This window comes from Parasphingopyxis sp. (genome assembly GCF_052168295.1).
GTDB lineage: Bacteria > Pseudomonadota > Alphaproteobacteria > Sphingomonadales > Sphingomonadaceae > Parasphingopyxis.
In genome coordinates this window covers 267,746-284,324 of sequence record NZ_JBQLZN010000089.1, presented here as the reverse complement: position 1 = coordinate 284,324, position 16,579 = coordinate 267,746, and the positions used below count along the sequence as shown (strand labels likewise).

17 protein-coding genes are annotated in these 16,579 nt (G+C 64.2%); 16 read left to right on the top strand and 1 reads right to left on the bottom strand.

Going from position 1 to position 16,579, the window contains the following annotated elements; all coding sequences use genetic code 11:
* Positions 1-87: 87 nt before the first annotated feature.
* Positions 88-2,238, top strand: a complete 2,151-nt coding sequence (locus tag ACTS1Z_RS15675) for a hypothetical protein (RefSeq protein ID WP_442625408.1) — start codon at positions 88-90, stop codon at positions 2,236-2,238.
* 172 nt (positions 2,239-2,410) lie between these two features.
* On the opposite strand, the gene ACTS1Z_RS15670 is transcribed toward ACTS1Z_RS15675, so the two are convergent.
* Positions 2,411-2,683: a DUF3297 family protein gene (locus tag ACTS1Z_RS15670; protein ID WP_442625407.1), complete on the bottom strand. Its 273-nt coding sequence runs from the start codon at positions 2,681-2,683 to the stop codon at positions 2,411-2,413.
* Positions 2,684-2,799: 116 nt separating this feature from the next.
* Here ACTS1Z_RS15670 and ACTS1Z_RS15665 point away from each other — a divergent pair, with 116 nt between their 5' ends.
* The 15 genes from ACTS1Z_RS15665 (at position 2,800) to ACTS1Z_RS15595 (ending at position 16,513) form a co-directional block, all read left to right on the top strand.
* Positions 2,800-3,993: a phage major capsid protein gene (locus ACTS1Z_RS15665; RefSeq protein WP_442625406.1), complete on the top strand. Its 1,194-nt coding sequence runs from the start codon at positions 2,800-2,802 to the stop codon at positions 3,991-3,993.
* 266 nt (positions 3,994-4,259) lie between these two features.
* Entirely contained in the window at positions 4,260-4,541 is a 282-nt protein-coding gene (locus tag ACTS1Z_RS15660) for a phage fiber-tail adaptor protein (protein WP_442625405.1), read from the top strand.
* The gene (locus ACTS1Z_RS15655) at positions 4,541-5,083 is read left to right on the top strand and encodes a head-tail connector protein (RefSeq protein WP_442625404.1); all 543 of its coding nucleotides are present in this window, start codon (positions 4,541-4,543) and stop codon (positions 5,081-5,083) included. Before ACTS1Z_RS15660 ends, ACTS1Z_RS15655 begins: the two co-directional genes overlap by 1 nt.
* On the top strand, positions 5,080-5,472 hold the full coding sequence (gene gp17 / locus ACTS1Z_RS15650; protein WP_442625403.1) for a tail completion protein gp17: 393 nt from the start codon (positions 5,080-5,082) through the stop codon (positions 5,470-5,472). Before ACTS1Z_RS15655 ends, gp17 begins: the two co-directional genes overlap by 4 nt.
* Before the next feature lie 99 nt (positions 5,473-5,571).
* The gene (locus ACTS1Z_RS15645; protein ID WP_442625402.1) at positions 5,572-5,979 is read left to right on the top strand and encodes a phage tail tube protein; all 408 of its coding nucleotides are present in this window, start codon (positions 5,572-5,574) and stop codon (positions 5,977-5,979) included.
* Positions 5,980-6,260: 281 nt separating this feature from the next.
* Entirely contained in the window at positions 6,261-6,575 is a 315-nt protein-coding gene (locus tag ACTS1Z_RS15640) for a gene transfer agent family protein (protein ID WP_442625401.1), read from the top strand.
* Positions 6,572-6,862 (top strand): phage tail assembly chaperone, encoded by a 291-nt coding sequence (locus ACTS1Z_RS15635; RefSeq protein ID WP_442625400.1) that lies wholly within the window; start codon positions 6,572-6,574, stop codon positions 6,860-6,862. The genes ACTS1Z_RS15640 and ACTS1Z_RS15635 overlap by 4 nt, the downstream gene beginning before the upstream one ends.
* A complete protein-coding gene (locus tag ACTS1Z_RS15630) occupies positions 6,855-7,436 on the top strand; it encodes a tail tape measure protein (protein ID WP_442625399.1) in 582 nt (193 codons plus the stop codon). Before ACTS1Z_RS15635 ends, ACTS1Z_RS15630 begins: the two co-directional genes overlap by 8 nt.
* 4 nt (positions 7,437-7,440) lie before the next feature.
* Positions 7,441-9,765 carry a DUF2460 domain-containing protein gene (locus tag ACTS1Z_RS15625; RefSeq protein ID WP_442625398.1) on the top strand — a complete coding sequence of 775 codons (2,325 nt, stop codon included), beginning with the start codon at positions 7,441-7,443 and terminating at the stop codon, positions 9,763-9,765.
* The gene (locus ACTS1Z_RS15620; protein ID WP_442625397.1) at positions 9,765-10,586 is read left to right on the top strand and encodes a DUF2163 domain-containing protein; all 822 of its coding nucleotides are present in this window, start codon (positions 9,765-9,767) and stop codon (positions 10,584-10,586) included. The genes ACTS1Z_RS15625 and ACTS1Z_RS15620 overlap by 1 nt, the downstream gene beginning before the upstream one ends.
* Complete coding sequence (locus ACTS1Z_RS15615) at positions 10,586-11,020, top strand: peptidoglycan endopeptidase (RefSeq protein ID WP_442625396.1); 435 nt, start codon at positions 10,586-10,588, stop codon at positions 11,018-11,020. The genes ACTS1Z_RS15620 and ACTS1Z_RS15615 overlap by 1 nt, the downstream gene beginning before the upstream one ends.
* Positions 11,021-11,024: 4 nt before the next feature.
* On the top strand, positions 11,025-13,223 hold the full coding sequence (locus ACTS1Z_RS15610; protein WP_442625395.1) for a phage tail protein: 2,199 nt from the start codon (positions 11,025-11,027) through the stop codon (positions 13,221-13,223).
* An 18-nt stretch (positions 13,224-13,241) separates the two neighbouring features.
* A complete protein-coding gene (locus ACTS1Z_RS15605; protein ID WP_442625394.1) occupies positions 13,242-13,742 on the top strand; it encodes a DUF2793 domain-containing protein in 501 nt (166 codons plus the stop codon).
* A 235-nt stretch (positions 13,743-13,977) separates the two neighbouring features.
* On the top strand, positions 13,978-15,165 hold the full coding sequence (locus tag ACTS1Z_RS15600; RefSeq protein WP_442625393.1) for an OmpA family protein: 1,188 nt from the start codon (positions 13,978-13,980) through the stop codon (positions 15,163-15,165).
* A gap of 217 nt (positions 15,166-15,382) precedes the next feature.
* Positions 15,383-16,513, top strand: coding sequence for an OmpA family protein (locus tag ACTS1Z_RS15595; protein WP_442625392.1), 1,131 nt, complete (start codon positions 15,383-15,385; stop codon positions 16,511-16,513).
* Positions 16,514-16,579 lie beyond the last annotated feature (66 nt).

The window sequence follows — 16,579 nt, the reverse complement described above, 5'->3', positions numbered from 1 at the left end:
GAAGCGATGGCGCGCCGTCAGGCTCTCAAATCAACTGGAGGCCGATGGGCTTGCAATTGCGCGGGCCTTTTCGATGGAGGAAGAAGAATGACGATCCGATACAAAACCATAGCCGATATCGCGGCAATTACCGGCCAAAGCGTCGACGATGCGATATATCTCGCAGCGGGTGGCCGAGAGGGCTGGTTCAAATGGGACATTTCCGATCTGTCGACGGAAGTTTCGGTGGATAGCCAGCAGGGCGTCTATATCGCGCCGTCCGGGCAAAATGGCTCGAGCGGCGCATGGGTGCGTGTCGGCGCTGAGCAAGACTGGCACGCTGAATGGTTTGGTTCAGTCGGCGATAACTCGACGGATTGCCAGCCCGGCTTGCAATGCGCACATGACTTAGCTGTTGCATTAGGAAAGAACGTAACGCTTCGTCTAAGCGACGGTATTTTCCTGTTGAACGACGAATGGGATATCTACCGCGCGTCGTCCACTTCTCGCGATTTCGCCATCATTGGAAACGGCCAGCACAATACCGTTCTCAAAGCGAATTTCGCTGGTACCGGAAAAACGCTGATCAAAGGCATTGACATAGGAGGGATCAATCGTTGTGCGCCGACGATCGTCCGGGACATTCAGCTTACCTGCGGATCGCGTGCTGCGGGCGATCCGGTCCTGCTCGATATTCGAGGCTGCGGGGAAAGCCGGTTCGAGCACATACGCTTCGGGCCCTGTGACAATATTCATTGGCGGGTAGGGTCGGCGCAGAATGTTCGTGCTCAAGATGTCGTCAGCTTCTTCGGAGGACATCACTTTCTGCACAAATCGACGAGCGGCGTTACCTTTTCGATTGCGAGCGGGGCCAAGACGCTCACATCATCGGCGGCGATTTTCGATGCCGGTGACGTCGGTAAAACGATTACGCTGTTCGGCCCAACTGTAACGCAAAAGCACGTGATCGCAGCATATACCAGCTCTACCCAAGTTACGGTCTCGACCAACGCTATAGCAACGGCCTCGGCAGTCGAAGCGCATTTCGAAGGCGCGACGGTGACCTGCACTGCGTCGTCCGCAAAGATCACCGCGTCTGGCGACGGGTGTTTCACGTCAAACGATGTCGGTCGATGGATATACATTCGGGGTGGCCGGACCGGCCCTTATGGCGAAGCGAATCTGCTGGCGCAGATCGCGACGTTTACTGACGCGAACAATGTTACACTCGATCGCAATGTCGAGGAAACGGGGAATTTCGTTATAGGCTGCCCGGTATATGATTTCTATGAGCCTGACGGGTCGGGCTCGCTTGCCGCCGATAGCAACGACAATGATTTCCTGAATCTGCATCTCGAAAACTATGCAGGCGTCGGCATCACGGCATCGGAAAATGTGTCTTTCGAGATAGACGGTAAGATTCATGCGGAGGTCGATCCGACTGATAACGTCGCATCGATCGCCCATATCTGGCTCGACGATTACGCTGGCACGGCCCAGATGATACTCGATGGGCAGCCGATTGGCGACTACCGGATACACATATCGAACATGAATGATATGGTTTTGATCCCGCATCTGTTTTCGCGCCGCATTGAGCTTGAAACGCTAATCAGAATGGAACATGTGACGGATGCTGGTGGCTATGCCGTCATCAGGGCGTTTAATGCCTATTCCGACACAGGCGACGCCGATCCGACCGGACTATTTTCAGATGCCAATACGGACAACCGTATACTCTATGCTGGGCCAGTTAACATGCTCAAGGACTCGGCTGGGGTGCGCACTTACATTGGCAGTCCGAATGTATACGTGTCGCCCGAGGGGCTTCTAAAATTCGCCGATCACGCGGCCGTCGGAGAAACTAACGTTTCCATTTCTTCCGGCATTAGCTGGAACGGCGTGGCTCCGACCGGACTCTCCGGACACTATACGTGGCAGCGTATTGGCAATACGGTCTTTTTCTCGGTGCGTCTTGAATACAGCTCAGCTGGTTTGTCGAATAGTTCGCTTAGCGTTGCAATTCCGTCTGCCTGGCCGGTCCCCGCGTTGAGAACAGGAACTGCGAATAATGAGCTCATGGATGCATCGATTAGCGTGGTAATGGCTTCCGCCGCATCAGGCATTGCCCCTTCTCTAACAAAGGGATACGTCGTTGGCGACGGGAACGGCGGGCACAATCTGCGATGCGTGTTGAATAGCAGCAGCATCTCGGCACAATATGCCTCTCTATCCGGTTTTTATTTTACCAATGCGTAGTGCGGACAGACGTTGTTCGATGCCGACCACCTAGCTGCTGATCGAAGGACTGGAGTGTTGGAAAGGGCAATTCTGAACTATCTCGGAAAGTGTTCACTCAGCCGACAATTGTAGTTTCTAAACTGAGTGAACGCATCCGACTTGAGAGCTTTGTTCACGAAAATTCGAGCGATCAACCCTCGTCCACATCCTCGAACCACGCCTCGACTTCGCCGTTGAGCTTGATCGTCAGCGGGTTGCCGTGGCGGTCGTTGGTCTTGCCGGCCTGGACGCGGATCCAGCCTTCGGAGACGCAATATTCCTCGACGTCCGTCCGTTCCTTGCCCTTGAAGCGGATGCCGATTCCGCGCTGGAGCATGGCGGGATCGTAGAAATCGCTCATCGGGTTGTTGGCGAGGCGGTCTGGCGGGGTTTCTTTCGCCCCGGTGTCTGAAGCGTCTGTCATGGCGCGTCCTGTAATTTGAAAATCTAGCGAAGGGAAGCCTTGCGGCTCGCCCTCATTCACCGCCTCCGTGCCCATCGGCCCGGGGGCTTTTTTGTGCCCCCAAGGAGAAGACGAATATGGATATCGAAACCAAGATGGACCCGCTCGCCGCGAGCTTTGCGGCGATGGAGCAGGCGCCGCAGGAGGATGCGGTCGCGCCCGATGGCGAAGCCGCGGAAGAGGAGCAAGAGCAATCGCCAGCCGAGAAGGTCGCCGAACATATCGCGGCGGTGAAGCGCTGGATGGATGCCCACACGGTCGCCGCCGCGCGCCCGGCGCTCGAGGGCACCAAGTCCATGCCGCGCGGGCAGAGCGATTTTACGGCACACTATCTGCGGCGCGGGCTGGAGACGGGCCTCGAGCGCAAGAGTTTCGACGGCACGAGCGGCGCTGCGGGCGGCTATGCCATCCCGCAGGAAATCGATGCGGTGATCGACCGGACGCTCAACGACATCTCGCCGATCCGGTCCATCGCCAATGTCGTGAAGGTCGGGAGCGCCGGCTACCGCAAGCTCGTGACGACGGGCGGTACGCCTTCCGGCTGGGTCGCGGAAACCGCCGCGCGCCCCGAAACCGATACGCCAGACTTCGCCGAGATCGCCCCGCCGATGGGCGAACTCTACGCGAACCCGGCCGCCTCCCAGGCGATGCTCGATGACGCCGCGTTCGATGTCGAAGCCTGGCTCGCGAGCGAGATCGCGGCCGAATTCGCTCAGGCCGAGGGCGCGGCCTTCGTCAACGGTTCGGGCGTCGACCGGCCGCGCGGCTTCCTGCAGGCGACGAGCACCGACGAGGCCGACGATGTCCGCGCGTTCGGCTCGCTCCAATATATCGCCACGGGCACCGATGGCGGCTTCGATGCGAGCGACCCCGAATATGCGCTCGTCGATCTCGTTCAGTCGCTGCGCTCGCCCTATCGCCAGGGCGCGCACTTCGTGATGAACTCGGCGACGCTCTCGGCGATCCGCAAGTTCAAGACGGCGGACGGCGCATTCCTCTGGCAGCCCGGCCTGATGGCGGGCCAGCCCGATACGCTGCTCGGCTATCCGATCGTCGAGGCCGACGACATGCCGGACATCGGGAGCGGCACGGACGCGATCGCTTTCGGCAATTTCAAGGCGGGATACCTTATCGCCGAACGCGCCGAGACCGCGATCCTGCGCGATCCCTTCAGCAACAAGCCCTTCGTCCATTTCTACGCGACCAAGCGCGTGGGCGGGCAGGTCTCGAACAGCGAGGCGATCAAGCTGCTGCGGTTCGCGGTTTCGTAGCGATCATCCCTATCCCTCTCCCCTCGCGGGAGAGGGACAGGCGGCGCGCAGCGTCGCCAGGGAGAGGGGGCGCAGAGCGAAGCGTAAATGCTGCGAAGTGATACGCTCGCGGCCCACCCCTCTCCAACTTCGCCTAACCCGCTTGCGCGGGAAAGGCTGCGTATCCTCTCCCGGAACGGGAGAGGAATGCGGACGCCGCGTTCCCGGCCGTTTCCCCCTTGCGGCCGGAGCGCGGCGTTTTCCTTTTCTTCGACGGAGCCTTGTCCATGACTCCCATTCTCAAAGATCCCGATGCGGCGCTGCGCTATGCGATCCGCTGGCCCGATGCCGTGCTCGACGGCGCGACCATCGCGACCTCCACTTGGTCGGTCGAACCCGGCGAGCCCGATGGCATTACTGTGTCCGCCGACTTTATCGACGGCAGCGACACGGGCGCGCGTTTTTCGGGCGGCGTGCCGGGCCGCGTCTATCGCGCCCGCTGCCATATCGCCCTTGCCGACGGGCGGTCGGCAGACCGTTCTCTGGTCATCCGCGTGGAGCAGGCCTGATGCTGGCGACGCAGGACGCACCGGCGGCGACCGCCGTCGCGCTCGACGAAGTGAAAGCCCATCTGCGGATTACGACGGACGAGGACGATGCGTTGCTGGCCGGGCTGATCCGGACGGCGACCGATGTCTGCGAGCGCTTTGTCGGCCAGGCGCTGTTGCTGCGCGATGCGGTGGAGACGATTCCGGTGTCGAGCGAATGGCGGCGGCTGACGCTGACGCCGGTCACCGCGATCACTGGAATGACCGGGCTGCCGGAGACCGGCGATCCATTCGCGCTGCCGGTCGATGCCTATGCAATCGATATCGACGGCAATGGCGATGGCTGGGTGCGCGTGACGGCTGCCGGGCAGGCGCGGCGGGTGACGGTCGACTATCGCGCGGGAATGGGCGCGGACTGGAACGCAGTGCCCGAGCCATTGCGGCAAGGGATCGTTCGGCTCGTCGCGCATCTCTTTACCGAACGCGATACCGACGATGCCGCCGGCCCGCCGGCATCGGTCGCCGCGTTGTGGCGGCCCTGGCGCCGGATGCGATTGGCATGAGTGCGGAGATCGTACTGCGCGACGCGCTACTGGCGGTGCTGCGCAATCATGCGCCGCTGGCCGATGCGGTGAACGCCATCGACGCCGCGCCTGCCGTCCGCGCCACCGTGCCGTATGTCGAACTGGGCGCGATCGCGTCGCGCGACTGGAGCACCAAGACCGAGCCGGGCCGCGAGCTGCGCTTCTCGGTGGCGATCTTCGATCAGGACGAGCGGGCCGAGCGGCTCGCCACGCTGATGGCGGAAGCGGAGGCGGCGATAGACGCGCTCGCGCGCGACCTGTCCGGCTGGCGCGTCGCAAGCTGCGTCTTCCTGCGCGGCCGGGTCGATCGCAGCGGCAATCCCTGGCGCGGCATCCTCGATTATCGGGTCCGGGTGCTGGCGGCGTGAGTGCTCCTGCGCAGGCAGGAGCCCAGGGCAACAAGCGCAGTCATTTGCGGCTCTAGGCTCCTGCCTGCGCAGGAGCACAAACACTTACGGAGAATGAACATGGCAGCAGAAAAAGGATCGGCTTTCCTCCTGAAGGTCGGCGATGGCGGCGATCCGCCCGTCTACAGCACGGTCGCGGGCATGCGGACGACGCAGCTTTCGATCAATGGCGAGCCAGTCGTCGTCACCAACAAGGATTCGGGCGGCTGGCGCGAATTGCTGGGCGGCGCGGGTGTGCGGTCCGTATCGGTGTCCGGTGCGGGGATATTCACCGGCTCCGTCGCCGAGACGCGGCTCAAAAATAACGCGCTCTCCGGTTCGCTCGATGATTACGAGCTGAGCTTCGAAAGCGGCGAGCGGATGCAGGGCAGCTTCCTGATCGCCCGGCTCGATTACGCCGGCGATTTCAACGGCGAACGCAATTACACGCTGGCGCTCGAAAGCTCGGGCGAAGTGGCGAGCCTTTAACAAGTACGTGTACTTGATCTCCGGCTAAGCAAGGATTGTCAGTACCAGCATTGCGAAGCCAGTAAGCGTCGTTGTGGCGGTCAGGACCAAAATCGCTGTCTTGTAGCGCATATATCGGTCTCCTTTCTGGCTCACCAATATTTCCAAACTTCACTCCGCGTTACCGCCGTCATGCTGAACTTGTTTCAGCATCCACTGCTCCATTTGCGAGACCGGCTCAGGAGGAAGAGTGGACCCTGAAACAAGTTCAGGGTGACGAACTCCTTTTTATGGGAAAGCTTATGACTATTAATGCAAATCCCGCGCGCGGCGAGGCGGAGATTGTTGTCGCTGGCGAGACGCTTCGCTTGCGGCCGAGCTTTGCCGCGTTGGTCCAGGCGGAGGAGGAACTTGGTCCGCTGTTCGCGCTCGTCGAACGCGCGGCCGATGGCGGGCTGAAGCTCGGCGAACTCGTCGCGCTGTTCTGGCACTGCCTCGACCCGAAACCCGAAGCGCTGACGCGGGACCGGTTCGGCGAGGCGCTGGCGGGGCAGGGGCTCGCCGCGCTGACTCCGGCGCTGCGCATCCTGCTCGGGCAGATATTGCAGGGCCGGTGAAGAAGACCGTGCTCCTGCGCAGGCAGGAGCCCAGAGCCGCAAGCGATGTCGTAAGCCGCCCTAGGCTCCTGCCTGCGCAGGAGCACGAGATCAGCTTTACAGCTTCCGCCTCCCGGCTGTCCGGACTGGCCGGCGCGATGCTGGGCTGGCGGCCCGACGATTTCTGGGCGGCCACGCCCGCCGAACTCGCAACGATCGTGCAATCCTTTTCCGATGAAGCACCGGGCGGCGTTCCCGCCGCGCCATCCGATCTCGCCGCCCTGATGGAGCAATTTCCCGATGGATGATTTTTTCGAGGATCAGATGGTCCGTATCCGCGCCGACACGCAGGCGTTCCGCCACGATGTCGAGGAGATGCGCCGCAGCCTTTCCGACGGGCTGGGCGGCGCGGCCGATATCACGGGTCGGCGGATCGAGGGCGCATTGCTGCGCGCGGTCCGCACCGGCAAGCTCGGTTTCGACGATCTGAAACGCACTGCGCTCGCGGTGATGAACGATATCGCCCAGGCGGCGATCCGCACGGGGCTGGATTCGCTGTTCGGCGGTACGCGCGCCGGACCCAATGGCGGGCTGCTCTCGCTTGGCAGTCAGCTCGCGGCCGCCTTTCTCGGCGTGCCGGGCCGGGCGACGGGCGGACCGGTCGCGCCGGGCCGGGCCTATCGCGTGGGCGAGCGCGGTCCCGAACTGTTCGTGCCGGACGCGGACGGACGGATCGAGCCGCTGGCCGCGCCGAACGCGAGCCGCGATATCCGCGTCACGATCAATCTCAATGCGCCACAGGGGGCAGAAACGGAGGCGCTGACGCGTTCCGGCCGCCAGATCGCCCGGCAGGTTCGCCGCGCGCTCGAGCGGACGGATTGAGCCGATGCCCTATTGGCTCGCCCAGCCTGGCGATGCGCAGCAGCACGATTTCATCAAGCGCTTCGATCCGCGTTTCTGGACTGTCGATTTCCCCCGGCCGATGATGGCGTCGGTCGTCACCACCGGCCCGGATTCACTGCGCGCCGATTGCGTTTTCTACCAGACCGACGATCTCGCCGGATTGATCTGGGAGAGCGAGGACCGCTGGGACCATCCGCTGGTCGCCTATGAGACGGCGCGCGACTATCGCGGCTGCCAACTAAGCTTTCACTGGCGCTCGTCCGGGCTGATGCCGCTCGACGCGATCGACGGGCCGACGCTGACCATCGAGGGGCGGGACGCCAATGGCGATCCGAAGAGCTGGTACGTCCGCCTGTGGAACTATGCGACCGGCACACCGGAGGACGCGGCGATCGCGCTCGATTTCGACGCGATGGATGGTGGGTTCCTGCTGCCGGGTGAGGCCGATCCGGTCTGGGCCGGCGATATCGACCGGCTGTTCGTCTCGCTGGTCCCGCCCGGCTATACCGGGCTCGACGGCCCGCTTCCCGATACAGCCGAAGCCTGGCTCGAACTGACCGGCCTCGCCTGCACGGGGCCCGCATCGACGATTCGCATCGGCGATACGATGCTGCCCGAACACGCGATGCGCCTCGCCACGGGTTATGACGATGCCTATAACCAGACGCCGGCGCGGCTGCTTCGCAATGCGCTGCACCTCGGCTATCGCGCGACCATCAACCATTATGTCGGGATGAGCCATTATTACCGGCTCGCCCGCAGCACCAACGGCAACCTGCTGATCACGGTTTCGGACGGCGCGCTCAACACTGCCTGCATCGCCTGGCATCGCGACTTTGCCGAGCGCGCCGCTGCGCTGGGCTTCGCGCCGATCTTCTCGCTGTCCTACGAGCTGTTCGACGAGATTACGCCGGGCGGATGGAAACAGCGCGCCGAAAATGGCGATGTCGCGCTGACCGGCTGGTCGCCGCCCTCGACGCTGCTGACGCCGGCGCGTTCGACGGTCGTGTTCGTGCTCGCCGCGATCGCCATCGCCTTCGCCCAGATCCTCAAGGACGCCGGCCTGCCGGTCAAATTCCAGATCGGCGAACCCTGGTGGTGGATCATGCAGGACGGCACCGGCCGTATCTGCCTTTACGATGCCAGCGCCCAGGCGGCGTTCGGCGCCGATCTCGTCTCGATCCCGACGATCGAAGGGCCGCAGACGCCCGAACAGATAACAATGCTCGATCGGGCGGGCGAGATACTCGCCCAGTCCACCGCCGATATCGCCGATGCCGTGCGCACCGTCGATCCGGCCGCTGAGCTACATCTGCTCGTCTATCTGCCGACCGTGCTCGACGAGACGGCGCCCGAGGCGAAGCGCGCGAACGTGCCGCTCGGCTGGGCGTCGCCGGCTTTCGATGTGCTTCAGCTCGAGGATTATGACTGGGTGACGGCCGGCAATCGCGGCGCGACGGCGCGCGGCGTCGCGGCGATGGAGGCACGGCTCGGCTATCCGGCCGACCGCCAGCATTATCTGTCCGGCTTCGTGCTCAATGCCGAGGACGCCGCGCAATGGGCGGCGATCGACGCGGCCGCCGATGCCGCACGCGCCCGCGGCGTCGCCGAGACGTTTTTCTGGGCGCTGCCCCAGGTGATGCGCGACGGCTTCACCCATTTCGATATCGAGGAGGACGAAGTGCAGGCTTTCGACGATGTGCAATTCCCGCTGGCGCTGGGCCGCGAAGCGGTCGCGGCGCCGGCTTTTTCGACCGCGATCGTCACGACCGCCTCGGGCGCCGAGCATCGCAACAGCGACTGGGCCGATGCGCGGATGCGTTACGATGCGGGGCCGGGCGTGCGGTCCGAAGAGGATGTCGGCACGCTGATCGCCTTTTTCCGCGCCCGGCGCGGCGCGGCGCGCGGTTTTCGATTCCGCGATCCTTTCGATCACAGTTCGAACGGCATGACTGGCACGCCCGATCCCGGCGACCAGTTTCTCGGAACCGGCGACGGTCAGGCGACCCATTTTGCACTCGTCAAACGGTATGGCGACGATCCGGACCAGCAGGTCCGCGCGATCACCTATCCGGTTTCGGGCTCGATCCGGGTTGCGGTGGACGGCGCCGAACAGGCGAGCGGCTGGACGTTCGAGGCGGGCGAAATCCGTTTCGACACGCCGCCCGATGCCGATGCGGAAGTCCGCGCCGGCTATCTGTTTGACGTGCCCGTGCGCTTTGCCGAGGACCGGCTCGAAGTCAGCCGCGCGACCTTCCGCGCGGGCGAGGCCGTCAGCGTCCCGCTGATCGAGATCCGGCCCAGCTGATGCCCGTCTTTCTGGCAGCGCCTGTCACGACCATCGCACTGTGCTGGCGGCTGGCGCGGCGGGACGGCGTCGCGCTCGGTTTCACCACGCATGATCGGGACCTGACGATCGACGGGCTGAGCTATCGGTCTTCGCCCGGCATGCTGCCTTCGGCGATCCGCAGGACTAGCGGGCTGGAGGCGAGCACCATGGATGTGTCCGGCGCGCTGACCAGTGCGGCGATAGCCGAGCGCGATCTGGAAGCGGGCCGCTGGGACGGTGCACGCGTTGCGATATTCGCCATCGACTGGGAAGCGCCTGACGGCGAGCAGCTGGCGTTGGGTAGGGGCGAACTTGGCGCCGTGTCGATCGAAGCCGAGGGTTTCACCGCCGAACTCAATGGACCTGCCGCGATACTCGATCGCCCGGTCAGCGAAGAGACGTCGCCCGAATGCCGCGCGCGTTTCGGCGACACGCGGTGCCGGGTCGATCTGGCGCGCTATCGACGCATGAGCTCTGTCACGACCGTCATCGACGAGTCGACCATCGATGTCGCGGACACCGAACCGGCCGCGAACGCCTATGCCTATGGGCGGCTGCGCTGGATCGACGGTGAGAATGGCGGACTGTCGAGCGCCATCCTGTCGTCGGCCGGCGACCGGATAGTGCTGCGCGAGCCGCCGCCCTTCGCGATCGCGGCGGGCGCGAGGATCGAACTGACCGAGGGATGCAACCGGCTGTTCGAAACCTGCCGCGACCGTTTTGCCAATGCCGAGAACTTCCGCGGCGAGCCGCATCTGCCCGGCAACGATCTGCTGACCCGCTATCCGGGCGCAAGCTGATGACGGCAGCCGACAGCGCGGCATCGCGCATCGTCGCTGCGGCACGCAACTGTATCGGTGCGCGCTTCCGGGTGCATGGCCGCGATCCGGCCATCGGCCTCGACTGCGTCGGGCTGGCCGCGCACGCCTATCGCGCGGCGGGTGCCGATCCGATCTTGCCGGCCGGCTATGCGCTGCGCGGCGGCGCTATGCGCGACATCGACGAGCGGCTCCGCGCAAACGGGTTCATTCGTGTTTCGGACGGCATCGGGGTTGCGAGCGACCTGTTCGTCCTGCGGCCCGGGCCGCGCCAGATTCATCTCGCGGTCCATAGCGGCTTCGGCTTCATTCATGCCGATCTGGCGCTGAAGCGCATCGTCGAGCGACCGGGCGCACCACCTTGGCCGCTGCTCGGCATCTGGCGCTGGCGGCCCGACATACGGACAGGGATATAGTGCCATGGCGACATTGATACTCGGCACGGTCGGCACCGCGCTGCTCGGACCGATCGGTGGAGCGGTCGGCGCGTTCGTCGGGCAACAGATCGATGGCGAACTGTTCGGATCCGGCGGGCGGGAAGGACCGCGCCTCAACGATCTGAGGTTGCAGACCTCGTCCTACGGTACGCCCATCCCGCGCATCTTCGGCACGATGCGCGTGGCGGGCACCGTTATCTGGGCGACCGATATCCAGGAAAACCGGAACCGCGAGGGCGGCGGCAAGGGCCGCCCGAGCACGACGACCTATAGTTATAGCGCGTCCTTTGCTGTGGCGCTCTCGGCTCGACCGATCCGCGCCGTCCATCGCATCTGGGCCGACGGGAAACTGCTGCGGGGCGCGGCCGGCGACTTCAAGAGCGAAACCGATTTCCGCCTGCATCTCGGCTCGGAGGATCAGGCGGTCGATCCGCTGATCGCATCGGGCGAGGGCGCCGGTGGCACGCCGGCCTATCGCGGGCTCGCGCTCGCCATATTCGAAAATCTCCAGCTCGCCGATTTCGGCAATCGCATTCCCTCGCTGACCTTCGAGGTCGAAGCCGATGCCGGTCCGGTGAGCGTCGCGGACATCGTCGCCGATATCAGCGCCGGGGAGGTCGCCGCCGACAGCGATGCCACGCTGTCCGGCTATGCGGCGCACGGGGCCGATGTCCGTGCGGCGGTGGAGACCATGTTCGCGGCGTTGCCCCATCACCAGGTCCACGATCCCGAAACGCTGCGCTTTGCCGATGCGATACCGGAAGCGACCGTGCTGGAAACGGAATCGCTCGGCGCCGAACGGGGCGAGTCCGGCGGGCCGCGCTATCGGATCGAGCGCGGCGGTGCGGGCAAGGCGCCCATCGAGGTCGCCATTCGCTACTATGAACCGGCGCGTGATTATCAGGCCGGGGTTCAACGGGCATGGCGCCGTGGGCCGGGACGGGCGGCCGAACGCATCGATCTGCCGTCCGCCCTGTCCGCGCCGCGCGCCAAGGCGATCGCCGAAGCGCGGCTGGCGCGCCTGTGGACCGAGCGTGAGACCGCATCGGTTTCGCTGCCGTTCCGCGCCATGGACCTGCGGCCCGGCGATACGGTGTCCGTTCCCGGCCGCTCGGCCGTCTGGCGCGTGGCGGGCGTGTCGCTGGAGCGGATGGCGGTGACGCTCGACCTGATCCGGGTGCAGGCGGCCGATGCGCCGGCCGCCGATACCGCGGCGCCTGGGCGCGCTGTCTCCGATCCGGACCTGGAGCATGGGCCGACGCGGTTGGAGATATTGGATATCCCCAATCTCGACGACGAACTTCGGACCGCGCCGCGCATCCTGATCGCTGCCGCGGGCCCGTCGCCCGGCTGGCGATCGGCGGCGCTCGAAGTCAGCTATGACGGCGGCGCGAGTTTCGCATCGCTCGGACGGACCGCGCCGCCCGCTACGATGGGCCAGGCTGTCGATGCCCTCGGCGATGGGCAGTCGGCGCTGCTCGATCTGAGGGCCACTGTAGAGATAGAGTTGCTGCACAACGATATGTGGCTGTCGCCCGTATCGGACGAAGCATTGGTTGCTGGGGCGAATCTGGCCTTGCTCGGCGACGAGCTGATCCAGTTCGGTACGGCCGAGGCGATGGGGGCGGGGCGGTTCCGCCTCGCGCGCCTGTTGCGCGGACGGCGGGGCACAGAATGGGCGATGGCGACGCATGTGCCGGGCGAGCGATTCGTCTTCATTGAGGCCGCCACGATGAAAGCGCTCGATACGCCGATTTCAGCGCTCAGCGGTCCGGTCGAACTGTTGGCGTCTGGCCTCGGCGATGAGGACATGCCGGTATCGGCAAGCGGTACTATCGCGGGCCGCTCGATCCGCCCGCCCGCTCCCGTCCACCTGACGGCGCGGCGGCTGGCGGACGGTGCGGTCGAATTTCGCTGGGTGCGGCGCAGCCGTCTCGGTTGGGCCTGGACTTCGGGAAGCGATGTGCCGCTCGGCGAGGAAGAGCCGGCCTGGCGCGCTGTTATCGAACCGGAGTTTGGGACTGCGCGGACCGTGGAGGTCGGCGAACCGGCGCTCACATATTCGGCAGCCGCGCAGACCGACGACGGCGCGGACATGGCGGCCAGCTTCACCCTGTCGGTCGTTCAGCAGGGGACGCATGGCGATTCCCACGCGCCCGCACGCGCACAATTCACACTATAATACAAAGGAGTATTCGGCATGTCCGATTCCACGGCCCGTTTCGGGCTACCGTTCATCCAGCCGGGGCAAGCGCAAAAGGAGCTGTTCCACAACGAAGCCCTGGCGACGATCGATGCGGCGTTACACGCCGTGGCCGAAACGCGCGGGGAAGACGTCCCGCCGCCGGCGCCGGCGATAGGCCAGGGATGGATCGTCGGCAGCGCGCCGACCGGCGACTGGGCTGACCAGGCCGATCGGTTTGCCGTCTGGACGTCCGGCGGCTGGCGCTTCGTCGAGCCGGTCGAAACGATGTGCGTGTGGCTGCGCGATGCTGAGATCATCTCCAGATGGACTGGCACGGAGTGGATCGACGGCGAACTGTCGGGCTCGCTGGTGCGGATCGGAGGGAACGCTGTTGTCGGCGCGCAACAGCCGGCGATTTCGGATGTCGGTGGTGGTAGCGTTATCGATGCGGAGGCGCGCGCCGGAATCGCGAGCATATTGGCGGCTTTGCGCGCTCATGGCCTTATCGGGACATGATCTTGCCGATTCTCACAATTAAATAACCAACTTTCCTTGCATGCATGCAACCATCGCGGCATAGAGACGTTAGGTACTGTGTTGTTGATCCAAGCCGGGTCTTTGTCTGTCATTTGATTGCGCAGATGCGGCATTTTGGCAACAGATACGCCAATTGTCCGCTTGCGTGGATACATTGGTTTCGATATTGGTTTTGGTATTCCTACGCTAGGAATTTGTAAGAAAGGGGAAAGTTATGCGCAAGTTCGCCATCAAAGCGGCGCTCGCGACAACCGCGCTCACCGTGGCGGCTACGCCAGCGCTGGCTCGCGATGATTCTTGGTACATCGGCGCTGAAGCCGGTGGCACGTTGATCAGCAACGCTGATTTCGACGTTACCAACTCGGCCGGTGTTTTCACCAATAACGCTTTCAGCGTCAACACGGAGCCTGGCTTCGATGTCGGCGGCATTCTGGGTTACGATTTCGGATGGTTCCGGCTGGAAGCCGACGTTTCCTATCGTCGCGCGGAAGTGACGGGGATCGAACAGAATCTCGGTTCGCGTCTGCCAATCGCCGGTACGCCTCGTGCTGATGGCGGCGTGAACTACAACCCGGGCGGCCCGAACGGCAATCCTCCGGGCAACCCGTTCCAGTGGAACGGCGCGCAGGGCAGCGTTCGCATTCTCGCCTTCATGGCCAACGGTCTTCTCGACTTCGGCGATGATGACGGTTTCCAGGGTTACATCGGTGGTGGTGTCGGTATCGCCCGCACCAGCTTCGATGGCATCCGCGTCACGGACGCCGCGCCGGTTTACACCGATGATTCGGACTCGGGTTTCGCTTGGCAGCTCGTTGCCGGCGTTCGCTATCCGCTTTCCCGGAATTTCGACATCGGCGTGAAGTATCGCCTGTTCAATCAGGACGAAGTTGATACGAACAGCTTCTACAGCACGTCGGACAGCACGGATATCCGGTCGCACAGCGCGTTGGTTACGCTGACCTATAACTTCGGGTCGCCGCCTCCGCCTCCGCCGCCGCCTCCGCCGCCTCCGCCGCCGCCTCCTCCGCCTCCGCCGCCGCCTCCGCCGCCGCCGTGCGAGCCGGGTCCGTTCCTGGTCTTCTTCGACTGGGATCAGTCGGACATCCGTCCGGACGCGGCATCGGTGCTCGATGCGGTTGCAGCCCAGTACCAGACCGGTCGGTGCCCGACCTCGGTCATGCTGGCTGGTCACGCGGACCGTTCGGGTTCGGCCACATACAACGTCGGCCTGTCCGAGCGTCGTAACGCCTCGGTCCGTGCATACCTCGCATCGCGCGGTGTTCCGGATGGTGCGATGTCGAGCGAAGCGTTCGGTGAGAGCCGTCCGCTGGTCGACACGGCCGACGGGGTTCGCGAGCAGCAGAACCGCCGCGTCGAGATCACTTACGGCCCTGGCATGTAAGGATCGGCGCGAGCCACAAGAAAGAGGGGCCGGTCTCGCGACCGGCCCCTTTTTTGTGTCTGTTCGGAACAGCTTATCGGGAATGACGATTCCATGACATTTCGGGGTCGCCACGATTACCAAAATACTACAAATTTTATAATGTAATCAATAACTTGAATGCTTGATCGCCTGGTATTAAGCGGGCCGCACCGCAGTCCGAATCCAGGGGAACACCATGCGCAGATTGCTCCTATCCACGCTCTTAGCATCGTCGGTCATCGCCAGTCCCGCGGCAGCGCGCGACGATCATTGGTATGTCGGTATCGGCGCCGGCGTGATGATGCCGCAGGACGAGACCGCCGACCTGCTCAACCAGAATCAGAGTACGCGGTTCGGCTCGTTCGAAATCGAACATGATCTCGGCTTCGATGTCGGCGGCGTTCTCGGATATGATTTCGGGTGGCTCCGGCTCGAGGCCGAGGCTGCGTTCAAGCGCGCCGGTTTCGACCAGCTCAGCGGCGGGCCGATCACGATACCCGCAACGACACCGGGTCTTCCGGACGTGCAGATCACACCGAACGGATCGGCGAGCGGTACCGTCAATGTCACAAGCGGCATGGCGAATGCGCTGTTCGACTTCGGCGGCGAAGACGGCATCGGCGGATCGATCGGTGGCGGGGTCGGCGCGGCCTTTGTCGGTATCGACGGTCTCGGCGTCGGCGGCCCGCAAGTGCTGATCGACGACGATAATTCGAAATTCGCCTGGCAGCTCCTGGCCGATGTCCGGTTCCCGGTCAGCGAGTCGATCGATCTTGGGCTGCGCTATCGCTACTTCAACGTCCACGATCTCGTTTTCCGCAGCGCGGCCAATACGCGCACCGAGGCCGATTTCCGCTCGCACAGCCTTTTGGCGACGCTGACCTTCAATTTCGGGGGACCGAGCGCTCCGCCTCCGCCTCCGCCGCCACCTCCGCCTCCGCCGCCACCTCCGCCGCCACCTCCTCCGCCTCCGCCGCCGTGCGAGCCGGGTCCGTTCCTGGTCTTCTTCGATTGGGATCAGTCGGACATCCGTCCGGATGCGGCATCGGTGCTCGATGCGGTTGCAGCCCAGTACCAGACCGGTCGGTGCCCGACTTCGGTCATGCTGGCTGGTCACGCGGACCGTTCGGGTTCGGCCACGTATAACGTCGGCCTGTCCGAGCGTCGTAACGCCTCGGTCCGAGCCTATCTCGCATCGCGCGGTGTTCCGGACGGTGCGATGTCGAGCGAAGCGTTCGGTGAAAGCCGTCCGCTGGTCGACACGGCCGACGGGGTTCGCGAACAGCAGAACCGCCGCGTCGAGATCACTTACGGACCTGGAATGTAACTTCCGGGCATGTAAGGATCGGCGCAAGCCGCAACACGAAGAGGGGCCGGTCTCGCGATCGGCCCT